This window comes from Sinorhizobium sp. RAC02 (assembly GCF_001713395.1).
GTDB lineage: Bacteria > Pseudomonadota > Alphaproteobacteria > Rhizobiales > Rhizobiaceae > Shinella.
Genome location: NZ_CP016450.1, coordinates 2,535,435 through 2,552,786, shown reverse-complemented (window position 1 = coordinate 2,552,786; position 17,352 = coordinate 2,535,435). Strand labels below are relative to the sequence as shown.

Here is a 17,352-nt window from a genome sequence, read left to right as displayed (position 1 = left end):
AAAGGGGAGAGAGACATGACAGGGCTGGTGCTCAAGGATATCCGCAAATCCTACGGCGCAGTGGACGTGATCCACGGCATCGATCTCGATATCAAGCAGGGTGAGTTCATCGTCTTCGTCGGCCCGTCCGGCTGCGGCAAGTCGACTCTCCTGCGCATGATCGCCGGTCTGGAGGAAATCAGCGGCGGTGACATGATGATCGATGGCGAGCGCGTCAACGACGTGCCGCCGTCGAAGCGCGGCATCGCCATGGTGTTCCAGTCCTATGCGCTCTACCCGCACATGACCGTCTACGACAACATGGCCTTCGGCATGCGTATCGCGGGGGAAGCCAAGGAAGAGATCGACCGACGCGTGCGCGCGGCGGGCGAGGTCCTCCAGCTCACCAAATATCTCGACCGCCTGCCTAAGGCGCTTTCCGGTGGCCAGCGCCAGCGCGTGGCGATCGGCCGTGCCATCTGCCGCGATCCCAAGGTCTTCCTGTTCGACGAGCCGTTGTCGAACCTCGACGCGGCGCTGCGCGTCGCGACCCGCATCGAGATCGCCAAGCTTTCCGAGCAGATGGCAGACACGACGATGATCTACGTGACGCACGACCAGGTCGAGGCGATGACGCTTGCCGACCGCATCGTCGTGCTGTCGGCCGGCCATATCGAGCAGGTCGGCCCGCCGCTCGAACTCTATGAGCGTCCGGCAAACCTCTTCGTCGCCCGCTTCATCGGCTCGCCGGCCATGAACATCATTCCAGCCAAGATCACTGCGGCAGGGACAACGACCACGCTGGAACTGACCGGCGGCCGGACTTCGAGCGTCGATATCGCGACGAGCACCTCCGAGGTGGGCAAGCCGGCAAGTTTTGGCGTGCGCCCGGAGGATCTCCAGATCTCGACCGGCGATGATTTCCTCTTCGAGGGCACGGTGGCGATCGTCGAGGCGCTCGGCGAGGTAACATTGCTCTATATCGAGGGCCTCGTGCAGGGCGAGCCGATCATCGCCAAGATCCCCGGCATCCTCGACGTCAAGCGTGGCGCCAAGGTCCGGTTCACCGCGGACAGGGCGAAGCTGCATCTCTTCGATGCCGCCGGCCAGAGCTATCGCGCGTCCTGAAGCAAATCGGCTGAGCGGCAGGATTTTGCCTTGCCGCTCAACCCGATGTTAAGCGTTGCTCGCCTAGGTTTTCCCAGAAAGAGACAGCGCCGGGGACAGCAGGCAGATGGGCATTCAGGGATCGGTACCGCGTAACAACTACCTGAGCAAGGAAGAGTCCTTCATGTACGATCGGGAGAAGAGTTTCCCGATGGAGGACACCTGCAACGAGGCCCGTATCGAGTTCACCGAGAATGGCGGTCTCGTCAATCTCGTCTCCCGTCGCGGCCTGATCATCAAGCTGTCGAGGAGCGGCGCCGTCATCACCATGACGACGAAGTTCCAGCTGCCGCGCAACTTCTATCTCGACATCGTCAGCGCCCGCCTGCCGATGATCGGCTGCCTGACGCAGCGCGTCTATCCCAACGACGTCGTCGAAGCCCGCTTCCTGCGCCTGCTCTCCGACAAGGACCTGCAACGCATCTTCGTCTACTCATCGCACCGCAACCATCAGGGCCGGACGCTGGATATCTACAGCTGAGACGAAAAGAGGGGCGTGCAACAGCGCCGCCTGATCTGGCGACCCTAAATCACCAACGTTCGTCATCCTCGGGCTTGACCCGAGGATCCATCGGCACCCGTGGCGTGGATGGTCGGGCCAGGCCCGACCATGACGATGGAGATGCTTGAAAGTCGATGGCATTGAAAGGGTGTCGGCCCTCTCCTAGCCCTCACGCAAACAGCACGCTCGCGCCGTGATCCGCCGGCCCGGCAATTGCGCGGAACGGCGCGAAGAGTTCGCGGCCCATGCCGAACTCGTTGCCGGAGAGATCGGCCGTTGCCTGCGGGCGGGCGGCGAACTCGGCGGCATTCACCAGAACTTCGATCGTGCCATGTGTGGCATCGAGCCGGATGATGTCGCCGTTCTTGATGCGGCCGATCGGGCCGTTGTCGACCGCCTCCGGCGTAATGTGGATTGCCGCCGGAACCTTGCCGGAAGCGCCGGACATGCGGCCGTCGGTGAGCAGTGCCACGCGCTGGCCGCGGTCCTGAAGGATGCCGAGCACAGTGGTCAGCTTGTGCAGCTCCGGCATACCGTTCGCCTTGGGGCCTTGGAAGCGCACGACGGCGATGAAATCGCCCGTCAGTTCGCCAGCTTTGAAGGCGACGTTGAGTTCCTGCTGGTCGTGGAACACCTTTGCCGGTGCTTCGATGACATGACGCTCCGGCTTGACGGCGGAAATCTTGATGACGGCATTGCCGATATTGCCGGTCAGCATCTTCAACCCGCCCGACGCCTGGAAGGGCGTTTCGATATTGGCGAGCACCTTCGGATCATGGCTGACCTTCGGCGACGGTTCGCGCACCACGACGCCCCGGTCGCCAAGCTTCGGGTCGATCGCATAGGCGCTGAGGCCCTGGCCGAAGACGGTGCGCACGTCGTCGTGCAGCATGCCCTGCTTCAGCAGTTCCTGGATCAGGAAGCCCATGCCGCCCGCCGCGTGGAAATGGTTTACGTCGGCAAGGCCGTTCGGATAGACGCGGGCGAGCAGCGGCACGGTGTCGGAGAGGTCGGAAATATCCTTCCAGGTCAGCAGGATGCCGGCCGCGCGCGCCATGGCGATCAGATGCAGCGTGTGGTTCGTCGAACCGCCGGTGGCGTGCAGGCCGACCACGCCGTTGACGATCGAGCGTTCATCGATCATCTCGCCGGCCGGGGTGAACTCGTTGCCCTGCGCCGTGATGGCAAGTGCCCGTTTGGTGGCTTCCTTGGTCAAGGCGTCGCGCAGCGGCGTGCCCGGATTGATGAAGGAAGCGCCAGGCATGTGGAAGCCCATGATCTCCATCAGCATCTGGTTGGAGTTCGCGGTGCCGTAGAACGTACAGGTGCCGGGGCCGTGATAGGATTTCGACTCGGCTTCAAGCAGTTCCGCACGGCCGGCCTTGCCTTCGGCGAAGAGCTGGCGCACGCGGGCCTTCTCGTCGTTCGGCAGGCCGGAGGTCATCGGGCCGGCTGGAATGAAGACGGCGGGCAGGTGACCGAAGGTGAGGGCCGCGATCGTCAGGCCGGGCACGATCTTGTCGCAGACGCCGAGATAGACGACCGAATCGAACATGTTGTGCGACAGGCCGATGCCGGCCGCCATGGCGATCAGGTCGCGCGAAAACAACGACAGTTCCATGCCCGGCTGGCCCTGGGTGACGCCATCACACATGGCCGGAACGCCGCCGGCGACCTGCGCCACGCCGCCGGCCTCCCGGGCTGCCTGGCGGATCAGCTCCGGATAGGTCTCGAACGGCTGGTGGGCCGAGAGCATGTCGTTGTAGGAGGTGATAATGCCGAGGTTTTGGATGCGGTCGCCGGCGAGCGCGTCCTTCTCGGCGGGGGAACAGACGGCAAAGCCGTGCGCGAGGTTACCGCAGGAAAGCACGCCGCGATGCACGCCCTTGGACATGGCCGCGCGCACGCGGTCGAGATAGGGTCCGCGATGCGGCTTCGAGCGTTCGACGATGCGGGCTGTAATGGCTTCGATGCGTTTGTCGGCGGACATGGAGCTATCCTGACTTCTCTCGATTGCATTTTCGCGCGGCAAAGCGGGCGGGAACGCTGCGCTGTCCGCTGTTCATTGGCGCCATGCGCCGGGCATGTTCGGCTTCAGCCGGCTGAGCGCGCTACGGCGCCCAGTAGATATCGACCGGCGTTGCCGCGCGCCGGAGAACGGCACGGATCGGCATGTCGGTCTCCGGGCCGTCGCTTTCCGCGGCGGCCAGAACGTCCTTCTTGCCCTGGCCTTCGATATGCAGCACCAGCAGGCGTGCATCCTGAAGGCTGGTGAAGGTGAAGGTGAGGCGTGTCTCGCCAGCACCTTCCGCTTCCATGGTGATCACGCCGCGCGGCGTGTCGGGCGAAATCGCCTCGGCAAGCTTGCTGCCGCCCGGAAAGAACGAGGCCGTGTGGCCGTCCGTTCCCATGCCGAGAATGGCAACATCGAAGGGATTTCCGAGCGCAGCGGCATCGGCCGTCACGATTGTTGCGGCTTCTTCCGCGCTGCCGGCATCCTTGTAGAGCGGCAGGAAGTTCGCGGCTTTCGCCTTGCCCTGAAGCAGGTTTTCCGCAACGAGCAGATGGTTCGAGCGCGGATTGTCAGCCGGCACGAAACGCTCGTCGATCAGCGTGACCGTCACCTTTGCCCAGTCGATGTCGCGGGTCGACAGGGCCTTGAAGAAAGCCTTCGGCGTGGAGCCGCCGGAGACTGCGATGGTCGCCTTGCCGCGGGCTACGATGGCATCCGCAAGCGCGGCGGACACCCGGTCTGCCAAGCCCTCGGCCAGCGCCGCACCATCCTTGAATTCATGCAGTCTCGCGCTCATCGGTCTTCCTTACGTCTCATGCCAGGTACGGCCGTCACGCTCGATGAGAGCGATGGCCTGGCTCGGCCCCCAGGTGCCGGCGGTGTAGCCCTGGACCTGCTGGCCGGTCGCTTCCCAGGCCTTGAGGATCGGGTCGACCCAGCGCCATGCGGCCTCGACTTCGTCGCGGCGCATGAAAAGCGTCTGGTTGTTGCGCACGACGTCGAGCAGCAGGCGCTCGTAGGCGTCCGCATTGCGCGCGTCGAACGCTTCGGCGAAGCTCATGTCGAGCGAGACGTTGCGCAGCCGCATGCCGCCCGGACCCGGGTCCTTGATCATCAGCGACTGCTTGACGCCTTCGTCCGGCTGGAGACGGATGATCAGCTGGTTGGCTTCGATGCGGCCCGCGGAGGGGTCGAAGATCGAATGCGGGATCGGCTTGAAGGTGATGACGATTTCCGACATGCGCGCGGCAAGGCGTTTGCCGGTGCGGATGTAGAAGGGCACACCCGCCCAGCGCCAGTTGCCGATTTCGGCCTTGATGCCGACAAAGGTTTCGGTGCTGGAAACGCCGCCTTCGAGTTCTTCGAGGTAACCCTTGACCGGGCCGCCGGACGAGGCACCCGCGCGGTATTGGCCGCGCACGGTGAGACGTTCGACATTGTACTGGTCGATCGGCTTCAGGGCGCGCAGCACCTTGAGCTTCTCGTCGCGCACGGCCTCGGCGTCCATGGAGGAGGGCACTTCCATCGCCACAAGGCAGAGCAGCTGGAGAATGTGGTTCTGCACCATGTCGCGCAGCGCGCCGGCCTTGTCGTAGTAACCGGCACGGCTTTCGAGGCCGACGGATTCGGCCACCGTGATCTGCACATGGTCGATATGGGCGGAATTCCACAGCGGCTCGTAGAGCGCATTGGCGAAGCGCAGCGCCATCAGGTTCTGCACCGTCTCCTTGCCGAGATAGTGGTCGATGCGGAAGATCTGCTCTTCGCGGAAAACCTTGCCGATCGTGTTGTTGAGCTCGTTGGCGGACGCGAGGTCCCGGCCGATCGGCTTTTCGACGACGATGCGGGTATGCTTGGTGATCAGCTTGTGATCGCGGATTTTCTCAGAAATGTCGCCGAAAATCCCCGGCGCCACGGCGAGGTAGAAGGCGCGCACGCGCTCCTTGCCCTCGTCGAGCAGGTCCTTCAGCTTGTCCCAGCCCTGATCGGACTTGGCATCGACGGCGACGTAGAACAGACGGTCGCAGAAGGTCTTGATCTGCGCGTCGTCGAATTCGCCCGGCTTCAGGTGCTCCTTCAGCGCATCGACGGCGAACTTGCGGTATTCGGCGTCCGTCAGTGCTGTGCGCGACGCGCCGATGATACGCGTCGGATCGGAGAGCTGGCCGGCAAGCTGCCGGTGGTAAAGGGCCGGAAGGAGCTTGCGTTCCGCAAGATCGCCGGTTCCGCCGAAGACGACATAGTCGAAAGGCTCAACGGGAATGATCTGGCTGCTCATCGGATATCTCGATCTCGTTCTGTTGGCGGATGTTATAATCTAATCGATTTAAAAACACCAGCGTGCAACGCAACAAAATCGGTGTTTCCGAACAGATCAGAGCTTGTCGCGTAGCGCGTACCACGTCATGGCGAGGAACAGAAGCGGCGAGCGGAACCGCGGGCCACCGGGAAAGGCCGGGATTTTCAGGGCCTTCAGGTGGTCCAGTTCAGCACTGCCGCCGGTCACGTCGTCAGCATAGAGCTTGCCACAATAGTTTGACAGCATGACGCCATGGCCGGAATAGCCGCCGATCGTCGTGATGCCGGGCATGACCTCGCGCACATAGGGCTTGCGCGGCATGGTGATGCCGACCGAGCCGCCCCAGGCATGGGTGATCTCGATGCCCTTCAGTTCCGGATAGACTTCCTCGATCTGCCGGCGGATCGGCGGGGTGATGTCATCAGGATTGTCGGATGTGTAGGCTTCGCGCCCGCCGAAGAGCAGCCGCCCGTCGCGGGTCTTGCGGAAGTAGCGCACGACGAAGCGTGTGTCGGCGATCGCCTCGCCGCCGGGAATGACCGACGGAAACTTGTCGAGCGGCGGTGTTGCGCCGATGAAGGAGCGGATCGGCATGACGTGCGCCGCCGTCTTCGGCTCCAGATTGCCGATATAGGCGTTGCAGGCGATCAGCGCCTTGTCCGCGCGGATGGTGCCTCTCGCAGTGGTGATGACGGCCTTGCCGCCCGCCCGCTCGATCTTGAGGGCAGGGGTCTTTTCATGCAGGCTGGCACCCGCCGCTTGTGCTGCCCGGGCGATGCCGACCAAAAGCTTCATCGGATGAATATGACCGGTGCCGGTGTCGCGCAGGCCGAAGAAGAAGCGCTTGGAGCCGACGCGTTCTTCCGTCTCCGCCCGATCCATGTAGCTCATATGCTTGTAGCCGAATCGGGTTGCGGCGATCTCGATGTGATCGCGAAACTCCTTCTCGTAGCTCGCCTTGTGGCTCACATTGAGCTGGCCCGGCATATATTCGATGTCGAGGTTCTGGGCGCTCGCAAAATCGTGGATATGCTGCTTGGCGTTTTCAGCAAGGTCGAACAGCGCCTTGGCGCGCTCGAAGCCGAGTTCCGCCTCAAGGCTTTCCGCCTCGGCGCGCTGGCCGGTGCCGAGCTGGCCGCCGTTGCGGCCGGAGGCGCCGTCGCCGAAGCGGTGTGCTTCGATAAGCACGACGCGAACGCCTTTTTGAGCAAGATTGTAGGCGGCCTGAAGGCCGGTGAAGCCGCCGCCGACAATGGCGACGTCGGCATCGACGGAGCCGTCGAGGGGGGCATATTCGGGGCGGTCTCCAACGGTCGCCTCATACCAGGAGATGCCGGGAGAAATCGGGCTTTGCCAGGGCATTGCACACACTCATAGGTCAAGAGGGTGCGGCGGCGCTCCGGGGCGCCGGCCGCTCTGGTTTGACCCGAAGGGGTCTGATCTGTTAAGGCGGCCCGGACCGCCGGGCCACTCAGACGTTGAGCAGCAGGAACTCGCGTTCCCAGGGGCTGATCACCTGCATGAAGGTCTCGAACTCGCCGCGCTTGACGCCGGCATAGAGCCCGATGAACTCCGCGCTCAACACCTCGGCAAGGGCGGGATCCGATTCAAGCAGCGATACTGCTTCGAGAAGCCCGCGCGGCAGGTCGATCGACCCTTCGTTGGCGGTGTCTTCCGTCGGCGCACTCGGCTCGACCTGGTTCCTTATGCCGAGCAGGCCGCAGCCGAGCGAGGCCGCGAGCGCCAGATACGGATTGGCGTCCGAGCCGGGCAGGCGGTTTTCGATACGCCGCGCATTGGCGTCCGACACCGGTACGCGGAAGGCCGTCGTGCGGTTGTCGTAGCCCCAGGCATTGTTCACCGGCGCCGACATTTCTGGCATCAGGCGGCGATAGGAATTCACATAGGGCGCCATCATAACCAGCGTCTTCGGCACATAGGTCTGCATGCCGCCGATGAAGTGGAAGAACTCCTTCGACGCCGATCCATCGGGATTGGAGAAGACGTTCCTGCCGGTGTCGATCTCCACGACTGACTGGTGGATATGCATGGCCGATCCCGCCTGGCCCTGCATGGGCTTTGCCATGAAGGTGGCATAGATGCCGTGTTTCAGCGCTGCCTCGCGGATCGTGCGCTTGAACATGAACACCTGGTCGGCAAGCTCGACCGGATCGCCATGGCGCAGGTTGATTTCGAGCTGCGCCGGACCATCCTCGTGGATCAGGGTGTCGATCTCGAGACCCTGCTTTTCGGAGAAGTGGTAGATATCGTCGATCAGTTCGTCGAACTCGTTGATGCCGGCGATGGAGTAGCCCTGGCCACCCTGGATGGAGCGACCGGAACGGCCCTTCGGCGGATGCAGCGGATAGTCCGGATCTTCGTTCATCGCAACGAGATAGAATTCGATTTCCGGTGCGACGACCGGTTTCCAGCCGCGCTCGTTATACATCCTGACGACGTTCTTGAGAACGTTGCGCGGCGTATAGGGCACGTTCTCGCCGGTCGAGCCGACGATGTCGCAGATGACCTGCGCGGTCGGGTCGGTTTCCCAAGGCACGACGGAGAGTGTGGAGAGGTCCGGAACCAGCTTCAGGTCGCTGTCGCGCGGCTCATAGCGGAAGTTGCCGGTTTCCTCCGGGTATTCACCGGAAATCGTGTGGCGGTAGAGGGCGGAGGGCAACGCCAGCGAGGTGTTCGAGGTGAACTTCGACGACGGCATCATCTTTCCGCGCGGCACGCCTGCGAGGTCCGGCGTGATGCATTCGATATCCTCGATACCGCGGGCCCGAAGCCAGTCTGCGGCGTCCTTCCAGGTCTTTACCCCACGTGGCACGCTGATGGAGGGAGGTACTTTTCCAGAGCGTACGGCTTTCTCGATTGTAGGGGTAACGACTTTCTTTTTGGACGGCATGACACACCGGGGTTGTTGACGATGGCGCCATCATAGCCGGAGTTAAACCCTTTACTAGCTCCCCCCCGGGGGTAGAAATGCCGAATTCTTCGGGAAAATCTGTTTTTCTTGCCCGATTGACTTTCCGCCCCGATGGCCGAAAGGAGAACGCGAACAAGGATCGAAGACGTGGCAGAGCGGCGGGACGTCGTTATCATCGGGGCAGGCGCAGCGGGCATGATGTGCGCCATCGAGGCGGGCAAGCGTGGACGCCGTGTGCTCCTGCTTGACCATGCGCGAGCGCCCGGCGAAAAAATCCGCATCTCCGGCGGCGGCCGCTGCAACTTCACCAATATCCATGCCGGGCCGAAGAACTTCCTCTCCGCCAATCCGCATTTCGCAAAGTCGGCGCTTGCGCGCTACACGCCGCGCGATTTTCTCGACCTTGTCGAACGCCATCGTATTGCCTGGCACGAGAAGACGCTCGGCCAGCTGTTTTGCGACAACTCGGCGAAAGACATCATCGCCATGCTGCTCGCGGAAATGAAGGCGGTCAGTGCCGAGCTTCGCCTGTCCACGGCGATCAGTGCCGTCGAACATGATGGTCATTCCTTCCGCGTCGTGACGGAGAACGGTGTGGTGGAAGCGGCGTCGCTGGTGATTGCCACCGGCGGCAAGTCGATCCCGAAGATGGGCGCGACCGGCTTCGCCTACCGCATCGCTGAACAGTTCGGCTTGCCGCTCGTCGAAACCCGCGCCGGCCTCGTACCGTTGACGCTCGACCCGACGACGCTTGCTGCGCATGACGGCCTCCCGGGCGTTGCCGTGGATGTCATCGCCCGGCACGGCAAGACCGAGTTCCGCGAAGCCGCGCTCTTCACGCACCGAGGCCTGAGCGGTCCCGCCATCCTGCAAATCTCCTCCTACTGGCGCGAGGGAGAAGAGATCGCCTTGCATATCTGCCCCGACGTGGATTTTGCCTCGGTGATTGCCACCGCCCGGCGCCAGAACGGTCGTCAGGCGGTGCAGACCGTGCTTGCGGAGCACATGCCGAAAAAGCTCGCCCAGCTTCTCGTCACCGATCTCGGCATCGATGGCTCGTTGGCGGAACAGTCGGGCCGCAACATAGAGGCGCTTGTCCAGAAGCTGCGCGACTGGCGCATGCGCCCACCGGGCTCCGAGGGCTACCGCACGGCGGAAGTCACGCTCGGCGGCGTCGATACCGCGGCGCTCGATTCCCGCAATATGGCGGTGAAGGCGGTGCCGGGTCTTTATTTCATCGGCGAGGCGGTGGACGTGACCGGCTGGCTCGGCGGCTATAACTTCCAGTGGGCCTGGGCCTCCGGCCATGCGGCAGGCCAGGACGCCTGATCGCGAAGTCTGCGCGCCGCTCTTTACCGTCCGTTAAGACCTCGGGGCGGATGCTCTCGAAATGTCGGCATGCCCCCATTCTGCCGCGTGGCAAGCGTGTGGGGACAACATGATGTGGGCCGGCTGGCCGGATCATCCGGGTTGTCTGTATCTCGTAACGGAGTATCGCCGCATGCCTGCAAAAGACCGCCCGGCCCGCGCCATCGCCATCGCTGCTGCCGAAGAAAGCCGTCGTCGCCTCATCGCTATCGGCATTAATTGCGCGCTCGCCGCCCTGCTCGTCGCCGGCCTTGCCATTGTCGCCCTTTGAGGCTTTTTGAACCGTCATAAATCGGTTTAAAAAGTGATGGAATTTTAAAGATTGCCACCGATGATCGCCGGATAGGGTTCCGGAAGTCGCGTCCTGTGACGGATGCATGCGGCTGGCAATGACTGCTCCCCCGGATGCGCGGCATTGCTGCCGCATGAAGGTCGGTAATCCGGCGTCCGAATCCTGGGGAGGCTCTTAAAAAAGGGCAGGGGTGGAGCACGCCGACAACGGATGTTCCGCTATGTTCATTGACAAGATTCTTGCCCGCTTCAAGATCCAGACGAAGGTTCTGGTCTTCATTTTACCCTTCGTGCTCTCGATCTGCGCCGTGGGCTTTACCGGGCTGTACGCCTCCGGCCTGTTGCAGGGCCGCATGGAGATTTCCAACAGCGTTCTCCAGTCGCTGAGCGGCTTCAAGGATGTCTATGCCGGCATGAACCGCTTCCTCCAGAACACCAGCGAGGAAAGCCGCAACGCCGTGCAGGAACGCCTGACGGCACAGGGTGCCGTCCTTCAGGACACGATGGATGGCCTGGCTCCAGACGCCGACAAGTCCAAGCTCCTGGATGCGCAGGCCCAGACCAAGGACATCGAGACGCGCATGGAGGGGCTCTGGTCGCTCTACGTGAACGAGCTTGCTTTGCACGACACGATGTCCAAAAACCTCAACACGCTGTCCAGCGAGCAGATGAAGATCCTCGACGAGGCGACAAAGCTCCAGCGCGAGGTGCGGCAGAACGAGAATGCGGCCAAGAGCATGCTGCGCGAGGCCGAGCGCCTGACCGCGGCCAGCAAGTTTTTTGGCGACCTGCTCTCCGAATTCAGCCGCGGTGCGACGCCTGACGATCAGCTGAAGCTCGTCAAGGAACGCTATCCGTTCATTTCCAAGACCGAACGCTCGATCGCGATGATCCTGCCGAAGAACCAGAAGGTCGTCTCGATCACCATTCGCAACACGATCGACGAACTCGGCGGTTTCCTCTCCTCGACGGATTCGGCGAGCGTCACGGTGCCGGAGATCGGGCGCCGGGTAAACCGCTTCCGCCAGGTCACCATCCAGCTGCAGGGCGCTGCATCCGAAAAGATGCGCGAGGCGACCCGAATCTTCAGCGAACTCGACGCGCCGATCATCAAGTCCGAGGCAGTGCTCGGCTCGACGCGCAAGCTGGTGTCGTCGATCGACGATATCGAAGTCGCCGCCGCGCGCTTCCTCGGCCAGACGTCGCAGGAAAACCGTGTCAAATTGCTCGGCAACATGTCCATCCTGCGCATCGACATGAACAGCCTGCGCGGCAGTGCAAGTGGCCTGCCTTTCTTCGACAAGGTGGATGAAACGCTTAAGCCGGTTCTCGAGCGGATCGAGGCGGACAGCGCCGCGCTCGTCAAGATCAGCACCGAACGCGCCGCTGATTTCGAGGCCGCTGGCCAGTCGATCGATACGATCTGGAACCTCTTGAGCCAGTTCGCCGAAGAACAGAAGGTCAGCGCCGGAACGGAACGCGAAAAGGCCAACCAGGTCTCGGTGCTCGCGACCGTCGGCGGTGCCGCCATCGCCATCCTCGCCGGCATCGCGCTGGTGCTGACGCTGAAGGGCCCGATCGGCCAGATCACCGGCGCCATGCGCCGCCTGGCGGATGGTTTCCTCGACACTGGCATTTCCGGTGAAGGCCGTCGCGACGAGATTGGCGACATGGCCCGTGCACTCGGCGTCTTCAAGGAAAATGCCCTGTCGAAGATCCGCGTGGAAGCCGAAAGCGAACAGCAGCGCGCCGCGGCGGAAGCCGACCGCGCCCGCAACGATGCGGAAAAGCAGGCCTTCGACCGGCAGATCGACTTTGCCGTCAACGCGCTCGCCGCCGGCCTCGGCCGTCTGGCGCAGGGCGACCTGTCGCGCCAGATCGACACGCCCTTCACCGGCCGCCTCGAACAGCTTCGCCAGGACTTCAATGTCTCGCTCGAACGTCTTCAGGACACGCTTGGCCAGATCCGCAGCAACGCGCTGTCGATCCAGCGCAGTGGCGCGGAAATGCTGGATTCCGGCGATGCTTTGGCCAAGCGCACGGAATCCCAGGCCTCGTCGCTGGAGGAAACCGCTGCCGCCGTCGAGCAGATCACCGCGACCGTCCGCTCCTCCGCCGAGCGGGCACATGAAGCGAACCTCGTCGTCGGTGCCACGAAGCGCAGCGCCGATAGTTCTGCCGCGGTCGTCAGCAACGCAATAGCCGCGATGGGCCGCATCGAGGGCGCTTCGCGCCAGATCGAGCAGATCATCGAGGTTATCGATGACATCGCCTTCCAGACCAACCTGTTGGCGCTGAACGCCGGCATCGAGGCCGCCCGCGCCGGCGACGCCGGCAAGGGCTTTGCCGTCGTGGCGCAGGAAGTTCGCGAACTTGCCCAGCGTTCGGCCAGTGCCGCCCGCGAAATCAAGGGCCTCATCGAGAAGTCGACGAGCGAGGTCAGTGCCGGTTCGCATCTCGTGCAGGAGACCGGTTCGGTGCTCGCCTCGATCAGCCAGCAGATCGTCACCGTCAGCCAGCATGTCGACATGATGGCGACGGCGAGCCGCGACCAGGCGGCAGCACTCGCCGAGGTCAACGGCTCCGTCAACCAGATGGACCAGATGACCCAGCAGAACGCCTCGATGGTCGACCTGACGACGGCCGCCAGCCGCAAGCTTGCGGGCGATGCCGACACGCTGATGATGCTGGTCGAGCAGTTCCGCCTGGAGACGGACGAGCCGGCGATCTATCGCGCAGCCTGATAGACGGTATCGCATTTCGGGCGCGGCAGCTCTGGCAGCCGCGGCCGAAATGCGTAATCTGACCTGCCGCGACTTTGATGTTGCGACAGGTCAAGACAGCCGGGAGGAGTGCAGGTGCTAAAGCGTGGTACATATGTCGCCTTTCCAGAGGCTCATCCGACCGCGATCGAAACGATCGAGAGGATCGAGATTCCGCTGGGGCAGCCGGTAGAGGTAACGGGCCGGATCAAGGCCGCGGACACCGTGAACTACCTCTTCCAGGCGCAATCCTATGATATATTGGCCGTTTCGCTCTCGGCCAGCAGCAAATGCTGCGCCTTTAATGTCTATAGCCCGAATGAGAGCGATCCCATCTATGATGGCTGGGCGGACGGGCCGGATTGGGGTGATACCCTTCATCGCGACGGCGAATTTCGCATTGAGCTCTATATGGGATTCAAGGCTGAGCGCGGAGAAGAAGCAACTTTCACCTTGCGGATCGAACGGCCGATTGATTGAGCGGATGCCGGGTTTGGTCATGCAAAACCGCGCTATGCCGGCCCGGTGGTTGAAATGACGCACAACACGATATTGGCCACGCTGCGACACTGTGCGAGCCGGCACAGCCGCGTCGATCACGAAGCCGACGATCTGGTGCAGGACGTGCTGTTACAGGCGGTCGCAGGCGGGCGGAGGATCACGGATCCGGGTTTCGTGGCCTGGGCGAAGGGTGCCATCTGTAACCATGCGCGTTTCGTCGCGCGAACTGCGGCACGGCGACGGGCGCGTGAAACCGCCTGGGACACCCCGAACGTGGTGCCGAATGCGCCGCCCCGATTCTCTCAGGCATTCACGTCGTCGCTTCCGCCTGCGCAGCGTGTCGTGGCGCTTCTGGTCAACCTTGGTCTCGACCGGGCGGAAATCACGCACCTGCTCGGCCTAAGCGATGTGGCGTTCCGCCAGCGTCTCAGCGGGTTGCGCAAGGCCTTCGATGTCTTTGGTGGGGAGGGCGCTCTTTTTGAGGAGTTTCTGCCGGCGGCGGGAGATGGTCCCGCGCGCCGTTCCCTGAGATCGGTGCTTCATTCCCACGCGTCGCGTGCCTTTGCCATTCGCGACCCGGACGGCATTCCGATTTTCTTTTCAAGGCGCGATCACGTTTTGCCCGGCGACGGCAACTAGCCTGTGCAACAGAAGGAGAATTCCATGAACCTGAACTTCAACGGCGTAACGATCATCTTCAACGTCGCCGATATCGAGCGCACACGCGCATTCTACCGCGACCATCTCGGCATCCAGTTCGAACGCTACGATGAGGAGGACGGCAGCGCCTATCTCATGACCAAGATCGGCCAGGAGGTCGACCTGATGGTCTTCAAGGGCGACCCGAAACCCGGCAACACGCCCAACGTGGTCTTTGGCCTGGCCGATGGCGGCATCGACACGCTGATCGAGCGGCTGGCTTCCGCCGGCGTCGAAATCGTCACGCCAGTCTCGGAGGCGCCGGGCGGCTGGTTCGCCGACTTTCGCGATCCCGACGGCCAGATCGTCTCATTCTACCAGGCCGGGGAAATGCCGAGAGCGCTGAAATAGGCTGCCGGCGATCCTGAATGCTTACCAAGGGCCCGGTCACTCCGGGCCCTTGGCTGTTTTCGATATGCGAAAAGCCCGCAGGAGCCGGAAGAAACGTGTCCGCAGCGACGGCGTTTCGCGCAGATGATCGAATTCGTGTTTGTTACGGCCGTCCTTTTGAGAAAGCTCGAAAAGGATAGCAAGGCCGTACATGTCCTGCATCTCTGTCTCCTTTGATCAGGCAACAGCAAACCGTGGCGCCGGGAGGGCGCGTCATGGCTGCGGTCTGGTTGGACGGCATCGTTTGCGCCGTGGTTGACGCCGTGAAGTTACCCTTCAAATTCGCATTCACGAACAGCAAAAACCGGGCTATGTTTTTCATTGATGAAAGACATGTCCTGGGATTCCTATCGCATCTTCCTGGAGGTTGCCCGCCACGGCGGGCTGACCGGTGCCGCGCAGGTTTCGGGCCTCAGCCCCGCGACGGTGGGCCGGCGTGTGCTGCAATTGGAAGAGGCGATGGGGCGGCCGCTCCTTTTGCGCAGCCAGACCGGCTACCGGCTGACAGGCGAAGGGCAGACGTTGTTCGAGCAATTGCAAGCCATGGAGTCCATCGCCCGTGGCGTGGAGAGCTGGCGGCAGGAGGGGCAGGGCGCGAGCACCGTGCGGCTGATGGCCGGCACCTGGGTGACCTGGCTTATCTGCGAGAACATCTCGGCGATCTGCACCGAGCGCGATCCCTTCCGTCTCGACCTGTCGGTTTCCGAGCGCCGTGCCACGCTCGCGCACCGCGAGGTGGATGTCGGCATCCGGGCCGTCGAACCGACGGAGCCGACGCTGATCAGCCGGCCTGCCGGCGATGTCGCCTATGCGGCTTACCAGCGGAAGAATTCAGGCGAAACCCTTGCCGGCCGCTGGCTTGCTGTGTCGGAAGACGATGCGGTCTCCGCCTATCTGCGCTGGCCGCATGAACGCATGGGCGGCGCGATCGCCGTGCTCGTCAGCCGCCCGCGCTCGCTGCTCGATCTCGTGCGTGCCGGGGCAGGGCAGGTGGTTCTGCCGTGTTTCGTCGGTGATCTGGATCCGGGTCTCGAAAGGGCCGGCGAGGAAATCCGGGAACTGCGCCACCAGCAATGGATCGTCGCCAACAGCGAGGACCGGCACCGGCGCGATATCCGTACGGTCTCCGACCGGCTGTTCCGGCTGCTGAAGAGCCACGCCGATCTTTTCGCCGGCAAGCGGCCGAGCCGCACATAAAGGAAATCTCCAGTATCGAAGAAGGTTTTTTGTTGGTCGGATTTGTCTTTGCCAACCGCGATCGAGCCTATTCCAAGTCACGAATATGACATTTGCTAACCCCTCCGCCGAGTGCAATAAAATTGGCTTGGGATGGTGCGACGATCACTCGGTGGAATGCCGCGCGTCTCGGAGAAAAATGCAATCGAGACAGCAATTCAGGAGGTCTCAGCAATGAGTGCTAAACCAACGGTCGTTCTCGTTCATGGATTCTGGGGCGGGGCAGCGCATTGGAGCAAGGTGATCATCGAGCTTTCACGCAAGGGATATGACAAGGTTCGTGCAGTCGAGATGCCGCTGACCTCGCTCAAGGACGATGCCGAGCGCACGCGCAAGATGGTCAAACAGCAGGAGGGGCCTGTTCTTCTGGTTGGTCATTCCTACGGTGGCGCCGTCATCACCGAGGCCGGTGATGTGCCGAATGTCGTCGGTCTCGTCTATATTGCGGCTTTCGCACCCGATGCAGGCGAAAGCCCCGGCGCGATCAGCCAGGTGTTTCCACCGGCCGCGATTGCCAACCTCGCGCCGGACAGCGACGGTTATCTCTGGATCAAATACGACAAATTTCACGAGAGCTTCTGCCAGGATTTGACGGCAGATGAGAGCCTGGTGATGGCGGCGTCCCAAAAGGCGCCGATCGCCAACACTTTCGGTGACACCGTGACGGATCCTGCCTGGAAAAAGAAGCCGGTCTGGTACCAGCTTTCCAGCGAGGACCGCATGATCAATCCCGAGAACCAGAAGCGCATGGCCGATCGGATGAACCCGCGCAAGATTCTCACATTGCAGGCCAGCCACGCCTCGCTGGCTTCGCATCCGGCCGAAGTCGCAGCCCTGATCGACGAAGCGGCGGGGGCTGCCGTATAACGTCGAAAGACACGCCTCCTTGCGGCTCACGGCACGGAAGCATGACATGAAAAATCCCCGGCGCAGGGAACGCCGGGGATTTTCTTTGACTGGATATGCCTTGTCAGCCGCGACCCTGCGTCACGATGACCGGGATCAGCAGGTCGCCCCAGTTGCCTTCGCCACCATGGTGGCGGGCCGAGCGGACGAGCTCCACCGAAACACCGGCCTCGACCGCCTTCATGACGGACTGGTTGAGGCGGTGCAGGTCGTTGGCGACCATGCGGATCATGGCCTGCTGGTCTGAGGTCATGGCGGAAGCCTGCTCTTCGGCTCGTTCCTTGACGCGGGTCTGGACTGTCATGG

General features: G+C 62.7%; 17 protein-coding genes. 10 read left to right on the top strand and 7 right to left on the bottom strand.

Going from position 1 to position 17,352, the window contains the following annotated elements; genetic code table 11:
* Positions 1-15 precede the first annotated feature (15 nt).
* On the top strand, positions 16-1,107 hold the full coding sequence (locus tag BSY16_RS12285) for an ABC transporter ATP-binding protein (protein WP_069059924.1): 1,092 nt from the start codon (positions 16-18) through the stop codon (positions 1,105-1,107).
* Between the two features lie 106 nt (positions 1,108-1,213).
* A complete protein-coding gene (locus tag BSY16_RS12280) occupies positions 1,214-1,627 on the top strand; it encodes a hypothetical protein (protein WP_083242900.1) in 414 nt (137 codons plus the stop codon).
* Positions 1,628-1,817: 190 nt separating this feature from the next.
* Here BSY16_RS12280 and edd read toward each other — a convergent pair whose 3' ends face one another.
* From edd to BSY16_RS12255, 5 genes are all read right to left on the bottom strand, one after another.
* Positions 1,818-3,638, bottom strand: a complete 1,821-nt coding sequence (gene edd, locus BSY16_RS12275) for a phosphogluconate dehydratase (RefSeq protein ID WP_069059922.1) — start codon at positions 3,636-3,638, stop codon at positions 1,818-1,820.
* Positions 3,639-3,759: 121 nt separating this feature from the next.
* A complete protein-coding gene (gene pgl, locus BSY16_RS12270) occupies positions 3,760-4,458 on the bottom strand; it encodes a 6-phosphogluconolactonase (RefSeq protein ID WP_069059921.1) in 699 nt (232 codons plus the stop codon).
* 9 nt (positions 4,459-4,467) lie between these two features.
* Complete coding sequence (zwf, locus tag BSY16_RS12265; protein WP_069059920.1) at positions 4,468-5,940, bottom strand: glucose-6-phosphate dehydrogenase; 1,473 nt, start codon at positions 5,938-5,940, stop codon at positions 4,468-4,470.
* Positions 5,941-6,036: 96 nt separating this feature from the next.
* Positions 6,037-7,323, bottom strand: coding sequence for an NAD(P)/FAD-dependent oxidoreductase (locus tag BSY16_RS12260; RefSeq protein WP_069059919.1), 1,287 nt, complete (start codon positions 7,321-7,323; stop codon positions 6,037-6,039).
* A gap of 109 nt (positions 7,324-7,432) precedes the next feature.
* On the bottom strand, positions 7,433-8,872 hold the full coding sequence (locus BSY16_RS12255; RefSeq protein WP_083242899.1) for a glutamine synthetase family protein: 1,440 nt from the start codon (positions 8,870-8,872) through the stop codon (positions 7,433-7,435).
* A gap of 168 nt (positions 8,873-9,040) precedes the next feature.
* Here BSY16_RS12255 and BSY16_RS12250 point away from each other — a divergent pair, with 168 nt between their 5' ends.
* From BSY16_RS12250 to BSY16_RS12225, 6 genes are all read left to right on the top strand, one after another.
* Positions 9,041-10,222: a BaiN/RdsA family NAD(P)/FAD-dependent oxidoreductase gene (locus tag BSY16_RS12250; RefSeq protein ID WP_069061513.1), complete on the top strand. Its 1,182-nt coding sequence runs from the start codon at positions 9,041-9,043 to the stop codon at positions 10,220-10,222.
* Positions 10,223-10,394: 172 nt separating this feature from the next.
* Positions 10,395-10,532, top strand: coding sequence for a hypothetical protein (locus BSY16_RS32430; protein WP_171902413.1), 138 nt, complete (start codon positions 10,395-10,397; stop codon positions 10,530-10,532).
* A 241-nt stretch (positions 10,533-10,773) separates the two neighbouring features.
* On the top strand, positions 10,774-13,296 hold the full coding sequence (locus BSY16_RS12240) for a methyl-accepting chemotaxis protein (protein ID WP_069059917.1): 2,523 nt from the start codon (positions 10,774-10,776) through the stop codon (positions 13,294-13,296).
* Between the two features lie 114 nt (positions 13,297-13,410).
* A complete protein-coding gene (locus tag BSY16_RS12235) occupies positions 13,411-13,794 on the top strand; it encodes a hypothetical protein (RefSeq protein WP_069059916.1) in 384 nt (127 codons plus the stop codon).
* A gap of 54 nt (positions 13,795-13,848) precedes the next feature.
* Complete coding sequence (locus BSY16_RS12230) at positions 13,849-14,454, top strand: sigma-70 RNA polymerase sigma factor region 4 domain-containing protein (RefSeq protein WP_069059915.1); 606 nt, start codon at positions 13,849-13,851, stop codon at positions 14,452-14,454.
* A 24-nt stretch (positions 14,455-14,478) separates the two neighbouring features.
* Positions 14,479-14,865 (top strand): VOC family protein, encoded by a 387-nt coding sequence (locus BSY16_RS12225; RefSeq protein ID WP_069059914.1) that lies wholly within the window; start codon positions 14,479-14,481, stop codon positions 14,863-14,865.
* Positions 14,866-14,901: 36 nt separating this feature from the next.
* Here the strand turns inward: BSY16_RS12225 and BSY16_RS32425 are convergent, their stop codons facing one another.
* The gene (locus tag BSY16_RS32425) at positions 14,902-15,066 is read right to left on the bottom strand and encodes a hypothetical protein (protein WP_171902412.1); all 165 of its coding nucleotides are present in this window, start codon (positions 15,064-15,066) and stop codon (positions 14,902-14,904) included.
* A gap of 162 nt (positions 15,067-15,228) precedes the next feature.
* Here BSY16_RS32425 and BSY16_RS12220 point away from each other — a divergent pair, with 162 nt between their 5' ends.
* Together BSY16_RS12220 and BSY16_RS12215 are read left to right on the top strand one after the other, a co-directional pair.
* Positions 15,229-16,101: a LysR family transcriptional regulator gene (locus BSY16_RS12220; RefSeq protein ID WP_069059913.1), complete on the top strand. Its 873-nt coding sequence runs from the start codon at positions 15,229-15,231 to the stop codon at positions 16,099-16,101.
* A gap of 213 nt (positions 16,102-16,314) precedes the next feature.
* On the top strand, positions 16,315-17,007 hold the full coding sequence (locus tag BSY16_RS12215) for an alpha/beta hydrolase (RefSeq protein ID WP_069059912.1): 693 nt from the start codon (positions 16,315-16,317) through the stop codon (positions 17,005-17,007).
* 103 nt (positions 17,008-17,110) lie between these two features.
* Here the strand turns inward: BSY16_RS12215 and BSY16_RS12210 are convergent, their stop codons facing one another.
* Positions 17,111-17,350, bottom strand: a complete 240-nt coding sequence (locus tag BSY16_RS12210; protein ID WP_069059911.1) for an SMc00767 family acetate metabolism repressor — start codon at positions 17,348-17,350, stop codon at positions 17,111-17,113.
* Between the last annotated feature and the right edge of the window lie 2 nt (positions 17,351-17,352).

Excerpts from the sequence above, each read along its gene's own strand:
- pgl (WP_069059921.1), bottom strand. The coding sequence starts at position 4,458 with ATGAGCGCGAGACTGCATGAATTCAAGGATGGTGCGGCGCTGGCCGAG.
- BSY16_RS12285 (WP_069059924.1), top strand. The coding sequence starts at position 16 with ATGACAGGGCTGGTGCTCAAGGATATCCGCAAATCCTACGGCGCAGTG.
- BSY16_RS32425 (WP_171902412.1), bottom strand. The coding sequence starts at position 15,066 with ATGCAGGACATGTACGGCCTTGCTATCCTTTTCGAGCTTTCTCAAAAG.
- BSY16_RS12260 (WP_069059919.1), bottom strand. The coding sequence starts at position 7,323 with ATGCCCTGGCAAAGCCCGATTTCTCCCGGCATCTCCTGGTATGAGGCG.
- BSY16_RS12215 (WP_069059912.1), top strand. The coding sequence starts at position 16,315 with ATGAGTGCTAAACCAACGGTCGTTCTCGTTCATGGATTCTGGGGCGGG.
- BSY16_RS12280 (WP_083242900.1), top strand. The coding sequence starts at position 1,214 with ATGGGCATTCAGGGATCGGTACCGCGTAACAACTACCTGAGCAAGGAA.
- BSY16_RS12210 (WP_069059911.1), bottom strand. The coding sequence starts at position 17,350 with ATGACAGTCCAGACCCGCGTCAAGGAACGAGCCGAAGAGCAGGCTTCC.
- BSY16_RS12230 (WP_069059915.1), top strand. The coding sequence starts at position 13,849 with ATGACGCACAACACGATATTGGCCACGCTGCGACACTGTGCGAGCCGG.
- zwf (WP_069059920.1), bottom strand. The coding sequence starts at position 5,940 with ATGAGCAGCCAGATCATTCCCGTTGAGCCTTTCGACTATGTCGTCTTC.
- BSY16_RS12240 (WP_069059917.1), top strand. The coding sequence starts at position 10,774 with ATGTTCATTGACAAGATTCTTGCCCGCTTCAAGATCCAGACGAAGGTT.
- BSY16_RS32430 (WP_171902413.1), top strand. The coding sequence starts at position 10,395 with ATGCCTGCAAAAGACCGCCCGGCCCGCGCCATCGCCATCGCTGCTGCC.
- BSY16_RS12225 (WP_069059914.1), top strand. The coding sequence starts at position 14,479 with ATGAACCTGAACTTCAACGGCGTAACGATCATCTTCAACGTCGCCGAT.
- edd (WP_069059922.1), bottom strand. The coding sequence starts at position 3,638 with ATGTCCGCCGACAAACGCATCGAAGCCATTACAGCCCGCATCGTCGAA.
- BSY16_RS12220 (WP_069059913.1), top strand. The coding sequence starts at position 15,229 with ATGAAAGACATGTCCTGGGATTCCTATCGCATCTTCCTGGAGGTTGCC.
- BSY16_RS12255 (WP_083242899.1), bottom strand. The coding sequence starts at position 8,872 with ATGCCGTCCAAAAAGAAAGTCGTTACCCCTACAATCGAGAAAGCCGTA.